Below are 17,347 nucleotides of genomic sequence, written 5' to 3' on the forward strand. Positions count from 1 at the left end.
ACCGAACGACGTCCCTGCGCGCAAGATCATTGCGCGCAGGATTTTTCGTTCAGCGTTCGACACACAGGGCAACGCCCATGCCACCGCCGATGCACAGCGTCGCAAGACCCTTTTTCGCGTCGCGTCGCTTCATCTCGAACAGAAGGGTGTTCAGGATGCGGCAGCCCGATGCGCCAATGGGGTGGCCGATGGCGATGGCGCCGCCATTCACGTTCACGATGGCCGGATCCCAGCCCATGTCCTTGTTCACCGCACAGGCCTGGGCGGCGAAAGCCTCGTTCGCCTCGACCAGATCCAGATCGCCGACCTTCCAGCCAGCCTTTTCCAGCGCCTTGCGGCTGGCGGGAATCGGGCCGGTGCCCATGATCGCCGGGTCCAGGCCGGCCGTGGCATAAGAGGCGATTCGCGCCAGCGGGGTCAGGCCGCGGCGATTCGCCTCATCCTCGGTCATGACCATCACGGCGGCGGCACCGTCATTCAACCCCGAGGCGTTGGCGGCCGTAACGCTGCCATCCTTGGTAAAGGCGGGGCGCAGTTTCTGCATCGCCTCGATGGTTGCGCCGTGGCGGACATATTCGTCCTTGTCCACGACGATGTCGCCTTTGCGCGTCTTGACCGTATAGGCCATGATCTCGTCGTCGAACCGACCTGCCTTCTGCGCGGCCTCGGCCTTGTTCTGCGACCCGACGGCTAATTCATCCTGCATGTCGCGGCTGATCTGCCACTGGTTCGCGACGTTTTCGGCGGTCTGACCCATGTGGTAATTGTTGAACGCGTCCCACAACCCGTCCAGGATCATGGTGTCCAGCATCTTCATATCGCCCATTTTCTGCCCGGCCCGCAGATAGGCCGCGTGCGGCGACAGCGACATGCTTTCCTGACCGCCGGCCAGAACGATGGTGGCATCGCCCAGCAGAACCTGCTGCGCGGCCAGCGCCACGGCCCGCAGCCCCGAGCCGCAGACCTGATTGATGGTCCAGGCCGACGATTCCTTCGGCAGGCCGGCATTCACATGCGACTGACGGGCCGGGTTCTGCCCCTGCGCAGTGGTCAGAACCTGTCCGAGGATGGTTTCGCTGACCTCGGCGGGGTCGATTCCGGCACGTGCGACGACCTCTTTCAGGACGGCGGCGCCGAGATCATGGGCGGGCACATTCGCAAATGACCCCAGAAAACTGCCGACCGGGGTGCGGGCGGCGGATACGATGACAGCTTTGCTCATTTATTAGGGTCTCCCTTTGTCCTGAAGCTTGGGCAGGTCGGGACAAGAATGCGGGTTAACGTGGCAACGTCAAGCGGATCACCTGCGGCAATTCCGCAGACAGCGCGGAATTACGGATAGGACGATCCGGGGGCCAGTCAGCGCATGGCAACCGACGGCGGGCTTTTCCATGGCGGCGCGATGGTCGGGGCACCGAAATAGTATCCTTGCAGGCAATCGATCCCCATGTCGATCAGGAACGCAGCGTCATCTGCCGTTTCGACCGATTCGGCGACGGTGAACATGTCGAAATGATGCGCGATGGATTGCAGCGCGCGGGTCAGCACCTGGTTGTCGGGATGTTCGGCGATCTCGCGGATGAACTGACCGTCGATCTTGATCATGTCGAAACAGAAATCACGCAGATAGCGGAACGAGGTATAACCCGCCCCGAAATCGTCCAGCGCAAGGCTGACGCCATAACGCTGCACCTCGCGCATGAATTCCTTGACCTGATCCGGCATGCCCATGGCCGAGCTTTCGGTGATTTCAAGAATCAGCCTTTCGCCCACATGAGGATCATTCGAAACGCCATGCCGCAACGTGCGGATCCATTCGGGATAACCGATCGAGCGCGCCGACATGTTCACCGACAGCCGCAGCGTCGGATCCTCGGACAATGCCTGAAGGCCCAGTGACAGCGACAGGCAGTCGATCTGGCGGCCAAGTTCCTTGGTTTCCGCAGCGGGCATGAAATCCTTCAGCGGAACGATCCGGCCGGTGTCATCGATGATTCGGATCAACCCCTCGTAAAAGGCCGGGCGGGACGTTCGCTCGGCCTGGACGATGGGCTGATAGGCCAGAATACCGCTGCCCCGTTCGACCGCCGCGCGCACGGCGGGCAGGGTGATCAGGGTTTTCTGGGTCATTGCATAGTCCAGTGGAGAGCCACTGGTTGGGCTGCCGTCGCTCACATCGGGCCTCGTATTCAGTCAGGGTTTCGTGCACTCTGCCCATGATTGCCTAATTTCGCGTGAACAAGCAGCGTTTTTTTCAACTTAAGGTTAACAGAACATGGCGCGATGCATCTGGTGCGGGACCGATCCGCTGTATGTCGAATATCACGACACCGAATGGGGCGTGCCCGAACATGATTCACGTGCGCTGTGGGAAAAACTGGTGCTGGACGGGTTCCAGGCGGGGCTGAGCTGGATCACCATCCTGCGCAAGCGCGAAGAATTTCGCCAGGAATTTGAAGGGTTTGATCCCGAAAAAGTTGCCCGCTGGGACGAGGCGCGGATCCAGCAGGCACTGGAGAATCCCGGCATTATCCGCCATCGCGGCAAGATCGCCTCGACCGTCAAGGGCGCGCGGCTGTTTCTGGAAATCGAAGAAAAACAGGGCTTTGCCCCGTGGCTGTGGTCCTTTGTCGGCGGCAACCCGATCCAGAACCGCTTTGCCAGCATGGCCGAGGTGCCAGCCTCTACCGAGATATCGACCCTGATGTCCAAGGCGCTGAAAAAAAAGGGTTTCAACTTTTGTGGCCCGGTAATTACCTATGCGTTCATGCAGGCCACGGGCATGGTCAATGATCACATGACCGACTGCCCGAGGCATGCCGAACTCAGTCTGCCATCAACTGACGGATAACCTGTTTCGCGGCCTCGCCGGACCAGTCCGCATCGCCCGGCAGGCGCGCGACCTCGACCCCGTCGCGGTCGATCAGCACGCTGACCGGCAGGCCGAGAATACCCATCGACCGGGCAAGCTTCTGCTTTGGATCAAGCAGAACGGGCAGGCTTTTTACGCCGGTTTCATCGAAAAACTTATCTATTTTCTCGGGCGGGTTGCGGCCGGTCGCGATGGTCACGACCTGAAAATCCTCGCCGCCCATTTCAGTCTGCAAGGCGTCCAGCGAGGGCATTTCCTCGCGGCAGGGGGCGCACCATGTCGCCCAGAAATTCACCAGCACGACCTTGCCACGATAATCGGCAAAGCTGTGCATGCCTCCATCGCGGTCGGCAAAACCGGTTTCGGGCAGCGGTGGCGCGTCCTGCGACGGGACCAGCTTGACCAGACCGGCATCATGCGCGGCCTGCCAGTCCACCTGTCCCGCGAAGGCGGTGTTTGCACCGATAACCAGTGCCGTATAAAGCAGGGCAGAACGCAGCATTTGACCTCCGAAGGACGTTTTGAATGACCGACCGGCCCCAGACCCAGGACGCCGCCAACAGCATGTGGGGCGGACGCTTCGCCGCCGGCCCCGACGCGATCATGGAGGCGATCAACGCCTCGATCAGCTTCGACCGGCGGCTTTACGCCCAGGATATCCGGGGCAGCCGGGCCCATGCCGCCATGCTGGCCGCACCAGGCATCATCACCGATAGCGACGCCAGGGCCATCGGGGAAGGGCTTCTCACGGTCTTGTCAGAGATCGAGGCAGGGGATTGTCCGTTCAGCACCGCGCTTGAGGATATTCACATGAATGTCGAGGCGCGGCTGAAGGACATCATCGGAGAGCCTGCGGGCCGCTTGCATACGGGCCGGTCGCGCAATGATCAGGTGGCGACCGATTTCCGGCTGTGGGTGCGCGATCAATGCGATGCGGCGATTGCCGGGCTGACGGCGCTGATCGGCGCGGCGCTTGGGCAGGCCGAGGCCGGGGCGGATTGGGTGATGCCGGGCTTTACCCATCTGCAAACCGCCCAGCCGGTTACATGGGGCCATCACATGATGGCCTATGTCGAGATGTTCGGCCGCGATCTGTCGCGCTTTCAGGACGCGCGCCGCCGGATGAACGAATCACCCCTTGGCGCGGCGGCGCTGGCCGGGACGGGCTATCCCATCGACCGCAGCGCAACCGCGAAGGCGCTGGATTTCGATCGCCCCATGGCCAACAGTCTGGATGCCGTCAGCGATCGCGATTTCGCGCTGGAATTCCTGTCGGCTGCCTCGATCTGCGCCGTCCATCTGTCGCGGCTGGCGGAAGAGCTGGTGATCTGGTCCTCGGCGCAGTTCCGCTTTGTGTCGATGTCGGACAAATGGTCCACCGGGTCGTCGATCATGCCGCAAAAGCGCAATCCCGACGCGGCCGAGCTGATCCGCGCCAAGATCGGTCGAATCCTTGGCGCGACCGTTGCGCTGTTCACGGTGATGAAGGGGCTGCCTCTGGCCTATTCCAAGGACATGCAAGAGGACAAGGAACAGGTCTTTGACGCGGCCGACAACCTGATGTTGGCGCTTGCCGCGATGGCGGGGATGTTGTCCGATCTGACCGCCAGTCGCGACCGGCTGGAGGCTGCGGCCTCGGCGGGTTTTTCCACCGCGACCGATCTGGCCGACTGGCTGGTCCGCGAGGCCGGTCTGCCCTTCCGCGACGCACATCACGCCACTGGTGCGCTGGTGGCGCTGGCCGAAAGGAAGGCATGTGATCTGGACAAGCTGTCGCTGGCCGAGATGCAGGCGGTCAATGCCGCGATCGATCAGTCGGTCTATTCGGTTCTGGGCGTCCATAATTCGGTCGCTTCGCGGCAAAGCTATGGCGGAACCGCGCCCGCCCAGGTGCGCGCGCAGATCGCCCGTTGGAGACAGGCGCTGGCGCAGGGCTGAGGCGGCACTGGTCCCGCCCTGTGCCAAGGTAGCCGGGGGCTGGCGAATCGCGGGTGAAATTCAACAGATTGCCATTTTGCGCCCCCTGATGTTCTGTGCTAACAGAACCCGGCAACGCACACCTTCGGGGTTGGCAGCACAGCAGAATCGCAGGGCAGGATGAATATGGCGCGCTCGAAAATATCGGCTACGATTATGGCTGCTGCACTGGCAGGGATGGCTTTGGCCGGATGCTCGGGCGGGTTGTCGCAAAGCCAGAAGCGTAATCTGGACCGCTATACCGCCGAGGAAATCTACAAGCGCGGCGAATACGAGCTGGAAAATACCAACAAGCCCGAAGACGCGGTCTTTTATTTTTCCGAGATCGAACGGCTCTATCCCTATTCCGAATGGGCCAAGCGCGCGTTGATCATGCAGGCCTATGGCTATCACAAGGCCCGTGACTATGAAGAGGCACGGGGTGCCGCGCAGCGGTTTGTCGATACCTATCCGGGCGACGAAGATGCAGCTTATGCGCAATATCTGCTGGCCCTGTCCTATTACGACCAGATCGACGAGGTCGGGCGCGATCAGGGCCTGACCTTTCAGGCGTTGCAATCGCTGCGGCAGGTGATCGAACAATATCCCGACACTGAATATGCCCGCAGCGCGATTCTGAAATTCGATCTGGCCTTCGACCATCTGGCCGGCAAGGAAATGGAGATCGGGCGTTTCTATCTGAAGCGCGGGCATTATACCTCGGCGATCAACCGGTTCCGGGTCGTGGTCGAGGAATATCAGACCACCAGCCAGACCCCCGAGGCGCTGCTGCGTCTGGTCGAGGCCTATCTGGCGCTTGGGCTGACCGATCAGGCCCAGACGGCGGGCGCGATTCTGGGCCATAATTTTCAGTCCTCGCCATTCTATCTGGACGCCTATGCCCAGTTGCGTGGCCAGGGGCTTGCCCCCGAGGCGCGTGGTGACAGTTGGCTGACCAATGTCTATCGTCAGATGGTTCAGGGACAGTGGATGTGATCCGCATCCGTTAGTGGCCGGGGGGCCGGTGCGCCGCCATGTTAAGATCGCTGGAAATTCGCGACATGTTGCTGATCGATCGGTTGAGGCTTGGCTTTGCGCCGGGGCTGAACGTGCTGACCGGCGAGACGGGGGCGGGCAAGTCGATCCTGCTGGATTGTCTGGGTTTCGTTCTGGGCTGGCGCGGACGTGCCGATCTGGTCCGGCAGGGGGCCGCGCAGGGCGAGGTGACGGCGGTGTTCGATCTGCCGCCGGGTCATCCCGCGCATGATGTTCTGGCCGAGGCGGGGATTGATACCGACGAAGACGAACTGATCCTGCGCCGGGTGAATGGCGGCGACAGGCGCAAGACCGGCTGGGTCAATGACCGGCGCGTCTCGGGCGAGGTCTTGCGGCAATTGTCGGGCTGCCTGGTCGAATTGCACGGCCAGCACGATGACCGTGGGTTGCTGAACCCTCGTGGCCACCGCGCCCTGCTGGATGCCTTTGCCGCCATCGACCTGACCGTACTGCGGCAGGCATGGGCGATGCGGCGCGAGGCGCGGCGGGAACTGGCCGAGGCCGAGGCCGCGATGGAGGCCGCCCGCAAGGAAGAGGAGTTCCTGCGCCACGCCGTTGCCGAACTGGACGCGCTTGACCCGCAGCCCGGCGAAGAGGCGGCGCTGGACACCAGCCGCCGCGCCATGCAGGCGGCCGTACGCATCCGCGAGGATGTGGCCCGCGCCTTGCAGATGCTGGGCCCGGACGGGGCCGAGGGCGCGATGCTGGACGCGAACCGCTGGCTTGAGGGCGCGGCGGACAAGGCCGAGGGCCGGCTGGACGCGCCCATCGGGGCGCTGTCGCGTGCGTTGATCGAACTGGGCGACGCGCATCGGGGGGTCGAGGACGCGCTGGCAGGGCTGGATTTCGATCCCGCCGCGCTTGAGCAGGCCGAGGAACGGCTGTTTGCGCTGCGAGCGCTGGCCCGAAAGCACGAGGTTCTGGCCGACGATCTGGCCGGGCTTGCCGATGACCTGCGCGCGCGTTTGACCCGGATCGACGCGGGCGGTGAGGCTTTGGCGGGGCTGACCCGTGCCATGACCCGCGCCGATGCCGCCTATGCCGCTGCCGCTGACACGGTCACGGCGGCGCGGCGCGAGGCGGCAGAGCGGCTGGACGGTGCGGTGATGGCCGAACTTGCGCCGCTGAAGATGGAGCGCGCGCTGTTCCGAACCGAAGTGACCGGTGCCCCTGCCGGTCCCGAAGGTCAGGATGCCGTGGCATTTTCGGTGGCGACGAATCCCGGCGCGCCGGCCGGTCCGCTGGACAAGATTGCCTCGGGCGGGGAATTGTCGCGGTTTCTGCTGGCGCTCAAGGTCTGTCTGGCGCGTGGCAATGACGCGTTGGTGCTGATCTTCGATGAAATCGACCGGGGCGTGGGCGGGGCGACGGCGGCTGCGGTGGGGCGGCGGCTGCAACGGCTGGCGGGGGATGCCCAGGTATTGGTCGTGACCCATTCGCCACAGGTTGCGGCGCTTGGTACGCAGCATTTCCGGGTCGCGAAATCGGTGGCCGGTGGGATGACGACCACTTCGGTCGGGGCGCTTGAGGCCGATCAGCGGATCGCCGAAATCGCCCGCATGCTGTCGGGCGACCGCATCACCCCCGCCGCAACCGAAGCCGCGCGCGCCTTGCTGGAGGGCTGACACCACCCCACCAGCGCCTCAGGCGGCAAGGCACCGGATGAGCGCGGTCCGGACTATGCCCGCAGAAGGTATTCAGGGCTGTGTCCGGCCTTTTCGGTCATCGCTCTGGTGTCGGCGCGTTTGTTGAAACTCGGGTTATAGCCAGGCACGCTTAAAATGATCATGTTGTCTGGCTAAAGCCGGTATGACAGGCCAATCGGACGCATGGGGGGCGATGTGACCAAAATCCTGCATTTGAGGGCCGTTATCGCGGTCACGCGGGCGGGCAGTTTTCGCAAGGCGGCGGACCGGTTGCACAAAAGCCAGCCGGCCCTGACCCGTGCCATCGCCCAGTTTGAGGAAAAGATCGGTCTCGCCATATTCGAGCGCAGCCCCAGCGGCGTCACCCTGACCAGCGCGGGCGAACGGATCCATGACCGCGCGCTGTCGGTCATCGCGGCGCTTGGGCGGCTGGAGGATGAGGCCAACCAGTTGCGCGGCAAGCAGCTTGGAACCGTGCGAATCGGCGTTTCTCCGGTGGCGGGGACGACCCTGCTGCCCGGCGCGCTGGTCCGGTTCCGCCGTGACTGGCCGGGGGTGCAGGTGGATGTGATGAACTCGCTTTATCCCGATTCGCTGATCCAGTTGCGCGAGGGGTTGCTGGATATGGTTGTCGGTCCGGTTCCCACCGGGCGGATCGACGATGCGATTCTGGTCGAGCCGCTGTTCGAATTGCAGGTCGTGCTTGTGACCCACAAGGCTCATCCCCTGCGCGGGGCGCGACGCATGTCGGATCTGGCCGGGGTCAACTGGTTCATCCACGGTCCCGCCGAAGGGCCGAGCAATCTGTTTCACGAGGTCGGGCAAGGCGTTCTGGCCGGGGCAGGGATGTCGCTGACCCGCTGTCATTCGCTGGCGACCTTGCTGGAGCTGATCGTGCGCTGCGACGGGATCACCTTCCTGTCGGAACCGATCCTGCAAACCTATGCCCGACAATTCGGGCTGGTGCGCATCCCGGTACAGGATCCGCTGCCCAGGTTCAATGTCGCGCAGCTCAGCCGTCGGGGCGAGGCACCCACCCCCGCCGCGCGCGACCTGATGCGCTTTGTCCTGATGCAGGCGCGGGCGCAGCGGCCCGCCGGTTAAAGCGGCCAGACCAGCGGAATGACGGCAGAGGCGGTCAGTGCCATCAGCACGTTCAGAGGCAGGCCGACACGGATGAAATCGGTAAACCGATAACCGCCGGGACCATAGACCAGCGTGTTCGTCTGATAGCCGATAGGCGTTGCAAAGCTGGCCGAGGCCCCCATCATTACCGCGATGACCAGCGGGCGCGGATCGACGCCAAGCTGATGCCCCAGCGAAATGGCGACCGGCGTGACGATGACGGCGACAGCATTGTTCGTCACCGTCTCGGTCAGCGCCATGGCCAGCAGATAAACGGCCAGCACCAGTCCCCAATGCGGCACCTCGGCCAGGAATGGGGCAATGACCCGTACCACCAGTTCGACCGCGCCGGAATTCTCCAGCCCGGCCCCCACCGCCAGCATGGCAAAGATCAGCGCCATCAGTCGGCCATCGACAAAGCTTAGCGCCTCGTCCGCGTCGATGCAGCGCGTCCCCAGCACCACCGCCACGCCGATAAAGGCCAGCAGCAGGATCGGCGCGACTTCGAAAGCCGACAGCAGTACCACCGCCACCAGAGTCGCCACGACGATGGGCGCGTGATTGCGGCGAAAGGCGCGGTCCGAGGGGGCGTTGACCTCGACCATGTCCATGTCGCTGGCCAACCGCTGAATATCCGCCGGGGCGCCTTCCAGTAACAGCGTATCGCCCACGCGCACGACCAGATCGTCAAGCTGGCGACCGATATTCTGGTTCTTGCGATGCGCGGCCAGCACATAGACGCCGTATCGCCGCCGCAGTCGCATCGAGCCGATGCTGCGCCCGACCATGTGGCAGCCCGGCGTGATCAGCACCTCGACCGTCGATGTCTGGACCGAGGACAGCTTGTCCACCATGCGCAGATCCTTGTGGCCCTGAAGGCCCAGAACCTCGGACATGGGGGTGCGCAGGACGACGCGATCGCCCGCCTCAAGCCGCACCGGGGCCAGATCGCGCCGCAGGCTGGCATCGCCGCGCAGCACGTCGATCACGCGGGCGGTGTCGCGGGTAAAGATGTCGATCTCGTCCAGCGCCTTGCCGATCAGCGACGATTCTTCGGGGATGGCGACCTCGGTGAAGAACTTCATCTTGGTGCGCCCGGACATCAGTTGCGACATCGAATCCCGGTCGGGCAGCAGCCTGGGCGCGACCAGCAGCAGATAGGTGATGCCGACGATGGCCATAGGCAGACCGACCGGGGTGATTTCAAAGATCGTGAAGGGCGTCATCCCCGAAGATCGTGCCACCCCGTCCACCAGCAGGTTGGTCGAGGTGCCGATCATCGTCATGGTGCCGCCAAGGATCGACAGATAGGACAGCGGGATCAGCAGTTTTGAGGGGGATTTGCCCATCTCTTTGGCTAGCTGCATGAAGATGGGCATCATGACCACGACCAGCGGCGTGTTGTTCACAAAGGCCGACATGACACAGACCACGACCGAGATCATCCCAAGCGTCACCGCCGGATGGTCGCCGGCATGGCGTGCCGCCCTCTGGCCGATCCAGTCCAGCGCGCCGGTACGGACCAGCCCGCCGACGATGATGAACATGAAGGCGATGGTCCAGGGTGCCGGGTTCGACAGCACCCCCGAGATATGGGCGGGATCCAGAATCCCCAGCACCAGCAGCACCACGGCACCCAGAACCGCCGTCACCTCGGGGGGATAGGTTTCGCGGACGAACAGGGTCAGCATGCCCGCGATAATGAAGATCGTGGCGATGGCCGCCACCGTTCCGGTGAGTTCAATTCCGAACATTCAGAGCTCTCGTCAACGGCGGTTTGGATCAATCGGCATCATTCTGCGTCGAACATGCCGGGCTTCGCAAGGAAAGAAAGCGCGGAACTCAGGCGCTGTCCCCGTGGGTCCGGGACAAACGCCCGCCATGGCGAACGGGTTCAATCCGCTTCGCCAGCCCGGTCCGGTCATCGGTTTCGACCAGCACGCCAGCCAGCGTTGCCTCGCCCTCGGCGGGCGAGAAACGGTCGCGGACCATGCCGGTGACAAAGCGGCGCAGGGGCTCGACCTTGTCCATGCCGATGACACTGTCATAATCGCCGCACATGCCGGCATCGGTCAGATAGCCAGTGCCGCGTGGCAGGATCTGGGCGTCGGCGGTGGGCACATGGGTATGTGTGCCGACGACAAGGCTGGCCCGGCCGTCGCAGAAATGTCCGGTAGCTGTCTTTTCGCTGGTGGCTTCGGCATGGATATCGACAATTGCCGCCTGCACCATCCCGCCCGGCGGATGCGCGCGCAGCACCGCATCCAGCGCCGAGAACGGGTCGTCATAGGGCCGCGACATGAACACCTGCCCAAGCGCCTGCGTCACCAGTACCTTGCGCCCGCGCTGGTCGGCAAAGACGCCCGCGCCGCGCCCCGGTGCTTCTCTGGCATAGTTCAGCGGGCGGATGATCCGGGGTTCCTTGTCGATAAAGGCCAGCATGTCCTTCTGATCGAAGGCATGATCGCCCAGTGTCAGGACATCCGCGCCCGATTGCAGCAGCAATTGCGCATGGCCCGCCGTGATTCCCCGCCCGCCGCTGGCATTTTCGCCGTTCACGATGACAAAATCGGCCTTCAGCCGCGCCCGCAGCCCGGCCAGATCCTCGCTGATGGCCCGCCGACCGGACCGGCCCATCACATCGCCAAGAAACAGTATTTTCATGTCTGAGCGATAGGCCAAATCCCGCCGGTACTCAACCAGCTTGTGCCTGTCGCGGAATGCGGGCCATTACTATGGCTGATCCGGCGGGGCCAAAGGCTCGCCGATGCGGATCACTTCCCATTGCAGGTCGTGGCCGCTGGTTTCCATGACCCGGCGGCGGACCAGTTCGCCCAGGGCCTCAAGCTCGGCCGCAGTGGCCGCGCCGGTGTTCAGCAGGAAGTTCGGATGCTTTTCCGACATTTGCGCCCCGCCCCAGCTATGTCCGCGCAGCCCGGCCTGATCGATCAGCGACCAGGCCTTCAGTTCATGGGTGTCATCCTCGCGCCCCGTAGAGCTGAATCCTGCCGGGTTGCGAAAGGTCGAACCGGCGCTGCGGTCTTTCGTCGGCTGGGTTTCGTCGCGTTTGGCCAATTGCTGCGCCATGCGGGCGTGCAATACATCGGGATCGCCGCGTTCGGCGCGGAATGTCGCGCCGGTCAGCACCCAGCCATCAGGCAATTCGGAATGGCGATAGGCAAAGCGAAATTCCTGCGGGCCAAGCACGACCTGCCGACCGTCGCGCGTGACCGCCTGCGCCTCGATCAGGTGATCGGCGGTATAGCTGCCATAACAGCCGGCATTCATGCGGATCGCCCCGCCGATACTGCCCGGAATGGTGCGCAGAAAGGTCAGGTCAAGACCCGCATCCGCCGCCCGCCGGGCCACATGCGCGTCCAGCGCCGCCGCCCCCGCAATAACCGTATCGCCCTGAACCTCGATCCCGTTGAAGCCGCGCCCCAGCCGGATCACGACACCGCGAATGCCGCCATCGCGCACGATCAGATTGCTGCCGACGCCCATGGGAAAAACCGGAACGCCAGGATCCAGCGCGGCCAGAAACGTCGCCAGATCCTCGGGATCGGCGGGTTGAAACAGCCAGTCGGCAGGCCCTCCGACGCGCAGCCAGGTCAGGCTGTCAAGGGGGCGGTCCGCCGTCAGCGTCCCTCGGGGCGTGGGAATGTCAAAGCTCATGCGCCGCTGGTAGCCAGCCCGGCAGAGCCCGTCAACACCCGTGCATGGACACCTGCGCCCGCCCGCGCATGCGCCGCTTGCAGCGCCGCCGCCGCGCGCCTATATTGGCAGGGTCCGGAGCGATCCGGGCTATGGACATAAACGCGCTCGTCATAAGCGGATCGGACCCGGGGGCGGTACCCGGCGGCTCCACCAGATCACCCTCGTTGGGGGAACAGGGGGCCGAAACAGGATCGACGAACGTCTAAAGGGGTTAGCTTTGTCCCGGTGAGCTACCACCGTTATCGGTGCGAATTGTACAGTTGCCAACGACAACCGTGCTCCGGTCGCTCTGGCTGCGTAAGCAGCTCGGGTAACCGAAACCTAACTCCTTGCGCCTAGCAGCGTAAGGCGGGGCCCGCAGGAGCCTTGCAACAGAATCCTGCACCTTTCCCCCATATTCAAAGCAAATTCGCGGCGCTTCAGGGGCCGGACAGCGCTGCGCGGTGTTCCGGGGCGGCGATGGCGGTCAGGGCGGCGCGGCGGGCCTTGGGGGACAGGCAGCGCAGGTCAGCCGCACCGTGTTCGGTGATGACGACGTCAGTGTCGAACCGCCCCAGCGAGACAGGGCCGCAGGCATCCCGCGCCCGCACGATGCGCGAGACTGTGCCCCGTGCGGCGGTTGCGGGCAGTGCGATGATGCGCAACCCTCCGGTGCCGCGCGCCCCTGCGGCGAAATCCGAGGCTCCGCCGGGCCCCGAGAACGGGCCTTTCGGCGTGGCCTCGGCATGAACCTGCCCGTCCAGATCAAGCTCGGTAGCTGAATTGATGGTCACAAGGCGGTCGATACCCGCCAGCACCGCCAGGTCATGCGTGAAGGATGGCGGGCGGAAAGTGAAATCCGGCGCCGAAATTGCGTCGTAAAGCGTGCTTGTGCCAATGGCGACCCCGGCGGTGACGGGATTGTCGGCGCGCAGCGCACCCGCCCGCAGCAGATGCAGGGTCGAATCGCCGATCAGGCCCGAATGGATGGCCAGCCCGCGCTTGCCCGTCAGCCCGCGCAGCACGGCTTCCGGTACGCGCCCGATTCCGGCCTGAAGCGTCACCCCGTCGGGGATCAGCGCGGCGGCGTTCCGCGCGATGGCTTCGGCCACGGGATCGCTGCCGGGATCCTGACTGCGCAGATCCTGCGGGGCCTCGATCACGGCGGACAGGCGGTCGAACGCGATCCCCGGTGTGCCGCGCGTCGCGGGCATGCGGGGGTTCACATGGGCGATGATCGTGTCGCATCCCGTCAGGATATCGGCGGCGAAATCCGTGACCGCGCCAAGGCTGCACCTTCCGTCCCTGTCGGGGGCCGAAACCATGATCAGCGCGGCCGATGGCGGGTTGCGGGTCAGCCACAGCCCGATCTCGCGATAGGGCAGCGGCAGGAATTTGACCGGTGCCGCGCCCGCCAGCTCGGGCAGCATGAAGAAGGTGACGACCCGCGCCCCGGTCTCCAGCAGGTACGAGGGGCGGTTGAGGCCGGGCACAAGGACCGACACGAAGGTCAGGCCAGGGCGCGACAGCCCCGCCAGCCCGTCGCGGAACGCGTCCGATTCGCCCGAACATCCACTGATCCAGACAAGGCCGCGCTTTGGCAGCACCCGGTCCAGCCCGGCAGAAGAGATCCGCGCAGGCATTGTCAGCCGGCGAATTTGTAGAAATCGGGTTTACGCTTTTCGTTGAAGGCGCTGACGCCCTCTTGCGATTCGGAGGTGGCGTAATACAGCTTGACCGCGTGCAGCGCCATGTTGCTGATCCCCCTGATATTATCGCTGTCGGCGTTAAAGGACCGTTTCAGAAAGGCCAGTGCCGTGGGCGAGCGTTCGGCCAGCGTGTCGGTCCAGCGGGTGATGGCCGCGTCAAGTTCCTGCATCGGGACGGCCTTGTTGATCAGGCCCATCGCCTCGGCCTCGGCGGCAGAGTACATGTCGTTGAGGAACCAGATCTCGCGGGCCTTTTTCTCGCCCACGATGCGGGCCAGCAGGGCGGTGCCCCATCCAGCGTCAAAGCTGCCGACCTTTGGGCCGACCTGCCCCATTTTCGCCGAATCCGCCGCTATGGCCAGATCGCACAGCGTCACCAGCACATTGCCGCCACCAATGGCAAAGCCGTTCACGCGCGCGATCACAGGCTTGGGGATGTCGCGGATCAGGCCCTGCAATTCGTCGATGGGCAGGCCGACCACGCCGCGCCCGTCGTAATTGCCATCATGCGCGGATTGGTCGCCGCCGGTGCAAAAGGCTTTTTCCCCCGCGCCGGTCAGCACGACCGAGGCGACCTGCGCGTCATTGGCCGCCAGGTTCAGCGCCAGGATCATTTCCTCCAGGGTCTGCCCCCGGAAAGCGTTATAGACCTTTTCGCGGTTGATGGTGATCCAGGCGGCGCGGCCTTTCACCTCGTACAGGATGTCGGTGAATTTGGGAAGCGTGGACATCGGTCTTTCTCCTCACTCAGCGGCGCGGTGGCCGGAATTGCGTTTCTTGTAAATGCCGTTGCAGCGCGCCACTGGCTGCCCCCCGACGCGGATCAATGCCTGAAAGAAGGTCAGCGAGCGGGTGTCGCGGGTGATTTCCGGCCGCGCCTCGACCCAGTCGCCCGGATGGACGGGGGCAAGAAAATCCAGCGACAGGGTAATGGTCGGCGCGGCACCCGAATGGTCGCCCACCCTGATGCCATAGCCCAGCATGTCGGCGAAAACCGCCAGCAGCCCGCCATGGCAACTGCCCGCAGCGTTCAGATGCCGCGCCTTGCAGCGAAAGCCAAGCGTCGCGCCCTGTGGGTCGCTGCGGATGTAATAGGGGCCGTTGAATCTTTCGCCCTCGGTTGCGTTCGCCAGCGGGGCAAAGCCTTCGGGCGCGTCGTCGCCATTGGTCATACCATGTTCATCCCGCCCGAGACCGATATCGCCTGCCCGGTGATGAACCCCGCATCAGACGAGGCGAGGAAGGCGACGATGCCTGCGTAATCCTCGGGTTCGCCCATGCGGCGCAGGGGAATGCCGCGCAGCATTGCGTCCTTCCACTTGACCGCCTGTTCGCCCGTGCCCAACACCTGCTGCATCATCGGCGTGTTGGTCGGGCCGGGGCAGACCGTGTTCAGCAGCACGCCCGACCGCGCCAGTTCCCGCGCGATGGATTTCGTGAACGAGATCATGCCGCCCTTGCAGGCGGAATAGACGGCCTCGGTCGCGGTGCCGACGCGTGCGGCATCCGAGGCGATATTGACCACGCGCCCGCCACCGCGTTCCACCATGCCCGGCAGCACCGCCTTGTGGGTGTTCAGCGGGCCGTTCAGATTGATGGCAATGATCTTGTCCCACAGATCGCTGTCGGTTGACAGGAACGGCGCGGGCTTGTCCCAGCCGGCATTGTTGACCAGCAGCCATGTCGGGCCAAGATCCGATTCGGCGGCCTGAACGGCGGCCTCGACAGCGGCGCGGTCGGCGACATCGACCCCATAGACCCGGACCTCGCCGCCTGCGGATTTCGCCTCGGCGGCGGTCTGTTCGGCGGTTTCGGGCTTCAGATCGAACACTGCGACCTTGCAGCCTTCGGCTGCCAGACGCAGCGTAATCGCCTTGCCGATTCCCTGTCCGCCACCAGTCACGATGGCCATTTTTCCCTTCAGATCAAGCATGTTGCCTTCCCTTTCCCCGTGCTCGGGCGCTGATGCGCAGGTCGTGAAAACATCTGGTTCTTAATTAATATGCTTGCGTATGGTATGCTTGCAAGGTATTTCTTGCCCTGACCCGAGGGAGGCATGGCGATATGACCGGGACAAGTCTGAAATCGGTGGCGGGCTATCTGCCGCTGCTGCGGTTCGATCGGAGGGCCGCACGGGATGCGTTGCACTGGTCCGGGCTTGGCGGCTCGGGCCGGGGGAGGCGCGCGGTGGCCGGATGGGACGAGGATCCGGTGACGATGGCGGTCGAGGCGGCGCGCGGGGCGCTGGCCGATGACCCGCCCGAGGCGGTGGTCTTTGCCTCGACCTCGGCACCGTTCACCGACCGTTCGCAGGCGGGAATCGTGGTCGATGCGCTGCATCTGCCGCCGGCGCTGATGACGCAGGATGTGGCGGGCAGCCGTCGCGCTGCGGTGACGGCACTGCTGCGCGCGCTGCGGGGTGGCGAGGCGGCGCTGGTCACGGCGGCGGAAAAACGCCCCGCCGCGCCTGGTAGTGCGCAGCATCTGGGTTGGGGCGACGGAGCAGCGGCGGCGCTGACGGGCAAGGGGCCGGGACTGGCGTGCCTGCTGGGCGCTGCGACGCTGCATGCCGATCTGCTGGACATCAACACCACCGCAGAACGCGGCCTGCCCTATCCCGCCGAGGATCGCTTTGTCCGGGACGAGGCGGTGGCGCGGGTCTATGTTCCCGCAATTCGCGCGGCGCTGGAGGATGCGGGGCTGGGCGGCGGCGACATCGCGCTGGCCGTGGTGCCCGAGCCGGTGCCCGGAACATGGCGCGCGGTGGCAAAGGTGCTTGGTCTGACCGCGCCAAACCTGTCCGAAGAAATCGCCGCTCAGGCTGGCGATCTGGGGGCGGCGATGCCGTTATTCGGGCTGGCGCTGGCGCTGGACCGGGCCGGACCGGGCGCAAGGATCCTGCTGGCGGGGTTCGGCAACGGGGCCGATGTGCTGGTGCTGGAGGCGACCGGCAAGGGTGATGGCGGGGCCACGCAGGCGCTGGCACAGGGGGCGGTTCTGGACAACTATGCACGGTTCCTGAACCTGACCGGCATGCTGTCGCTGGACTGGGGCCCGCGCGCCGAGGTCAACCAGAAGGTTTCGGCTTCGACCCTGCTGCGGCACGGGCGCGATATGCATGGCTTTGTCGGAGGGCGCGACCGGGGCGGCAATGCGCAGTTCCCAAAGACGCCGATCCCCGTTCGCCCCGACGCGACCGGTCCCGAGGATTACGACGACATCGTCCTGCGCGACGTTCCTGCGCAGGTGGCTTCGATCACCGCAGACCGGCTGAATTTCACCCCCGA

Annotated in this window: 16 protein-coding genes and 1 other RNA gene; 7 read left to right on the forward strand and 10 right to left on the reverse strand. The window is 64.6% G+C overall.

Annotated elements, in window-relative coordinates:
- Positions 1 to 49 precede the first annotated feature (49 nt).
- Both ACK5L9_RS14225 and ACK5L9_RS14230 read right to left on the reverse strand, forming a co-directional pair.
- Complete coding sequence (locus tag ACK5L9_RS14225) at positions 50 to 1,222, reverse strand: acetyl-CoA C-acetyltransferase (protein ID WP_416912125.1); 1,173 nt, start codon at positions 1,220 to 1,222, stop codon at positions 50 to 52.
- 137 nt (positions 1,223 to 1,359) lie between these two features.
- Positions 1,360 to 2,130 (reverse strand): EAL domain-containing protein, encoded by a 771-nt coding sequence (locus tag ACK5L9_RS14230; protein ID WP_416912126.1) that lies wholly within the window; start codon positions 2,128 to 2,130, stop codon positions 1,360 to 1,362.
- 145 nt (positions 2,131 to 2,275) lie between these two features.
- Here ACK5L9_RS14230 and ACK5L9_RS14235 point away from each other — a divergent pair, with 145 nt between their 5' ends.
- A complete protein-coding gene (locus ACK5L9_RS14235) occupies positions 2,276 to 2,851 on the forward strand; it encodes a DNA-3-methyladenine glycosylase I (RefSeq protein ID WP_416912127.1) in 576 nt (191 codons plus the stop codon).
- Here ACK5L9_RS14235 and ACK5L9_RS14240 read toward each other — a convergent pair.
- Positions 2,826 to 3,374, reverse strand: coding sequence for a TlpA family protein disulfide reductase (locus tag ACK5L9_RS14240; protein ID WP_416912128.1), 549 nt, complete (start codon positions 3,372 to 3,374; stop codon positions 2,826 to 2,828). The genes ACK5L9_RS14235 and ACK5L9_RS14240 overlap by 26 nt on opposite strands.
- A gap of 23 nt (positions 3,375 to 3,397) precedes the next feature.
- Between ACK5L9_RS14240 and argH the strand changes: the two genes are divergently transcribed.
- From argH to ACK5L9_RS14260, 4 genes are all read left to right on the forward strand, one after another.
- Positions 3,398 to 4,810: an argininosuccinate lyase gene (argH, locus tag ACK5L9_RS14245; RefSeq protein WP_416912129.1), complete on the forward strand. Its 1,413-nt coding sequence runs from the start codon at positions 3,398 to 3,400 to the stop codon at positions 4,808 to 4,810.
- A gap of 195 nt (positions 4,811 to 5,005) precedes the next feature.
- Positions 5,006 to 5,824, forward strand: a complete 819-nt coding sequence (locus tag ACK5L9_RS14250; protein ID WP_416912130.1) for an outer membrane protein assembly factor BamD — start codon at positions 5,006 to 5,008, stop codon at positions 5,822 to 5,824.
- Positions 5,825 to 5,862: 38 nt separating this feature from the next.
- Complete coding sequence (gene recN, locus ACK5L9_RS14255) at positions 5,863 to 7,509, forward strand: DNA repair protein RecN (RefSeq protein WP_416912131.1); 1,647 nt, start codon at positions 5,863 to 5,865, stop codon at positions 7,507 to 7,509.
- A gap of 216 nt (positions 7,510 to 7,725) precedes the next feature.
- Complete coding sequence (locus ACK5L9_RS14260) at positions 7,726 to 8,634, forward strand: LysR family transcriptional regulator (RefSeq protein ID WP_416912132.1); 909 nt, start codon at positions 7,726 to 7,728, stop codon at positions 8,632 to 8,634.
- On the opposite strand, the gene ACK5L9_RS14265 is transcribed toward ACK5L9_RS14260, so the two are convergent.
- From ACK5L9_RS14265 to murB, 3 genes are all read right to left on the reverse strand, one after another.
- Entirely contained in the window at positions 8,631 to 10,409 is a 1,779-nt protein-coding gene (locus ACK5L9_RS14265) for an SLC13 family permease (RefSeq protein WP_416912133.1), read from the reverse strand. The genes ACK5L9_RS14260 and ACK5L9_RS14265 overlap by 4 nt on opposite strands.
- Positions 10,410 to 10,497: 88 nt before the next feature.
- A complete protein-coding gene (locus tag ACK5L9_RS14270) occupies positions 10,498 to 11,319 on the reverse strand; it encodes a TIGR00282 family metallophosphoesterase (RefSeq protein ID WP_416912134.1) in 822 nt (273 codons plus the stop codon).
- 69 nt (positions 11,320 to 11,388) lie between these two features.
- Entirely contained in the window at positions 11,389 to 12,330 is a 942-nt protein-coding gene (gene murB, locus ACK5L9_RS14275; protein ID WP_416912135.1) for a UDP-N-acetylmuramate dehydrogenase, read from the reverse strand.
- Between the two features lie 73 nt (positions 12,331 to 12,403).
- Between murB and ssrA the strand changes: the two genes are divergently transcribed.
- Positions 12,404 to 12,758, forward strand: a transfer-messenger RNA (tmRNA) gene (ssrA, locus tag ACK5L9_RS14280).
- Positions 12,759 to 12,791: 33 nt separating this feature from the next.
- On the opposite strand, the gene ACK5L9_RS14285 is transcribed toward ssrA, so the two are convergent.
- From ACK5L9_RS14285 to ACK5L9_RS14300, 4 genes are read right to left on the reverse strand one after another with little or no spacing between them, the layout of a single operon-like run.
- A complete protein-coding gene (locus tag ACK5L9_RS14285; RefSeq protein ID WP_416912136.1) occupies positions 12,792 to 13,994 on the reverse strand; it encodes an acetyl-CoA hydrolase/transferase C-terminal domain-containing protein in 1,203 nt (400 codons plus the stop codon).
- A gap of 2 nt (positions 13,995 to 13,996) precedes the next feature.
- On the reverse strand, positions 13,997 to 14,791 hold the full coding sequence (locus ACK5L9_RS14290) for an enoyl-CoA hydratase-related protein (RefSeq protein ID WP_416912137.1): 795 nt from the start codon (positions 14,789 to 14,791) through the stop codon (positions 13,997 to 13,999).
- 12 nt (positions 14,792 to 14,803) lie between these two features.
- Entirely contained in the window at positions 14,804 to 15,232 is a 429-nt protein-coding gene (locus tag ACK5L9_RS14295; RefSeq protein WP_416912138.1) for a PaaI family thioesterase, read from the reverse strand.
- The gene (locus ACK5L9_RS14300; RefSeq protein WP_416912139.1) at positions 15,229 to 15,993 is read right to left on the reverse strand and encodes a glucose 1-dehydrogenase; all 765 of its coding nucleotides are present in this window, start codon (positions 15,991 to 15,993) and stop codon (positions 15,229 to 15,231) included. Before ACK5L9_RS14300 ends, ACK5L9_RS14295 begins: the two co-directional genes overlap by 4 nt.
- A 131-nt stretch (positions 15,994 to 16,124) precedes the next feature.
- Between ACK5L9_RS14300 and ACK5L9_RS14305 the strand changes: the two genes are divergently transcribed.
- Positions 16,125 to 17,347 (forward strand): hypothetical protein (locus ACK5L9_RS14305; protein ID WP_416912140.1); only part of this gene is annotated, 1,223 nt, incomplete at its 3' end.

The sequence above is a fragment of the Paracoccus sp. (in: a-proteobacteria) genome, from assembly GCF_047973135.1.
Classification (GTDB): Bacteria; Pseudomonadota; Alphaproteobacteria; order Rhodobacterales; family Rhodobacteraceae; genus Paracoccus.

What these genes read in the sequence shown, in the direction of transcription:
- ACK5L9_RS14225 (WP_416912125.1), bottom strand. Translation starts at nt 1,222, where the DNA reads ATGAGCAAAGCTGTCATCGTATCCGCCGCCCGCACCCCGGTCGGCAGT.
- ACK5L9_RS14230 (WP_416912126.1), bottom strand. Translation starts at nt 2,130, where the DNA reads ATGACCCAGAAAACCCTGATCACCCTGCCCGCCGTGCGCGCGGCGGTC.
- ACK5L9_RS14235 (WP_416912127.1), top strand. Translation starts at nt 2,276, where the DNA reads ATGGCGCGATGCATCTGGTGCGGGACCGATCCGCTGTATGTCGAATAT.
- ACK5L9_RS14240 (WP_416912128.1), bottom strand. Translation starts at nt 3,374, where the DNA reads ATGCTGCGTTCTGCCCTGCTTTATACGGCACTGGTTATCGGTGCAAAC.
- argH (WP_416912129.1), top strand. Translation starts at nt 3,398, where the DNA reads ATGACCGACCGGCCCCAGACCCAGGACGCCGCCAACAGCATGTGGGGC.
- ACK5L9_RS14250 (WP_416912130.1), top strand. Translation starts at nt 5,006, where the DNA reads ATGGCTGCTGCACTGGCAGGGATGGCTTTGGCCGGATGCTCGGGCGGG.
- recN (WP_416912131.1), top strand. Translation starts at nt 5,863, where the DNA reads ATGTTAAGATCGCTGGAAATTCGCGACATGTTGCTGATCGATCGGTTG.
- ACK5L9_RS14265 (WP_416912133.1), bottom strand. Translation starts at nt 10,409, where the DNA reads ATGTTCGGAATTGAACTCACCGGAACGGTGGCGGCCATCGCCACGATC.
- ACK5L9_RS14270 (WP_416912134.1), bottom strand. Translation starts at nt 11,319, where the DNA reads ATGAAAATACTGTTTCTTGGCGATGTGATGGGCCGGTCCGGTCGGCGG.
- murB (WP_416912135.1), bottom strand. Translation starts at nt 12,330, where the DNA reads ATGAGCTTTGACATTCCCACGCCCCGAGGGACGCTGACGGCGGACCGC.
- ACK5L9_RS14285 (WP_416912136.1), bottom strand. Translation starts at nt 13,994, where the DNA reads ATGCCTGCGCGGATCTCTTCTGCCGGGCTGGACCGGGTGCTGCCAAAG.
- ACK5L9_RS14290 (WP_416912137.1), bottom strand. Translation starts at nt 14,791, where the DNA reads ATGTCCACGCTTCCCAAATTCACCGACATCCTGTACGAGGTGAAAGGC.
- ACK5L9_RS14295 (WP_416912138.1), bottom strand. Translation starts at nt 15,232, where the DNA reads ATGACCAATGGCGACGACGCGCCCGAAGGCTTTGCCCCGCTGGCGAAC.
- ACK5L9_RS14300 (WP_416912139.1), bottom strand. Translation starts at nt 15,993, where the DNA reads ATGCTTGATCTGAAGGGAAAAATGGCCATCGTGACTGGTGGCGGACAG.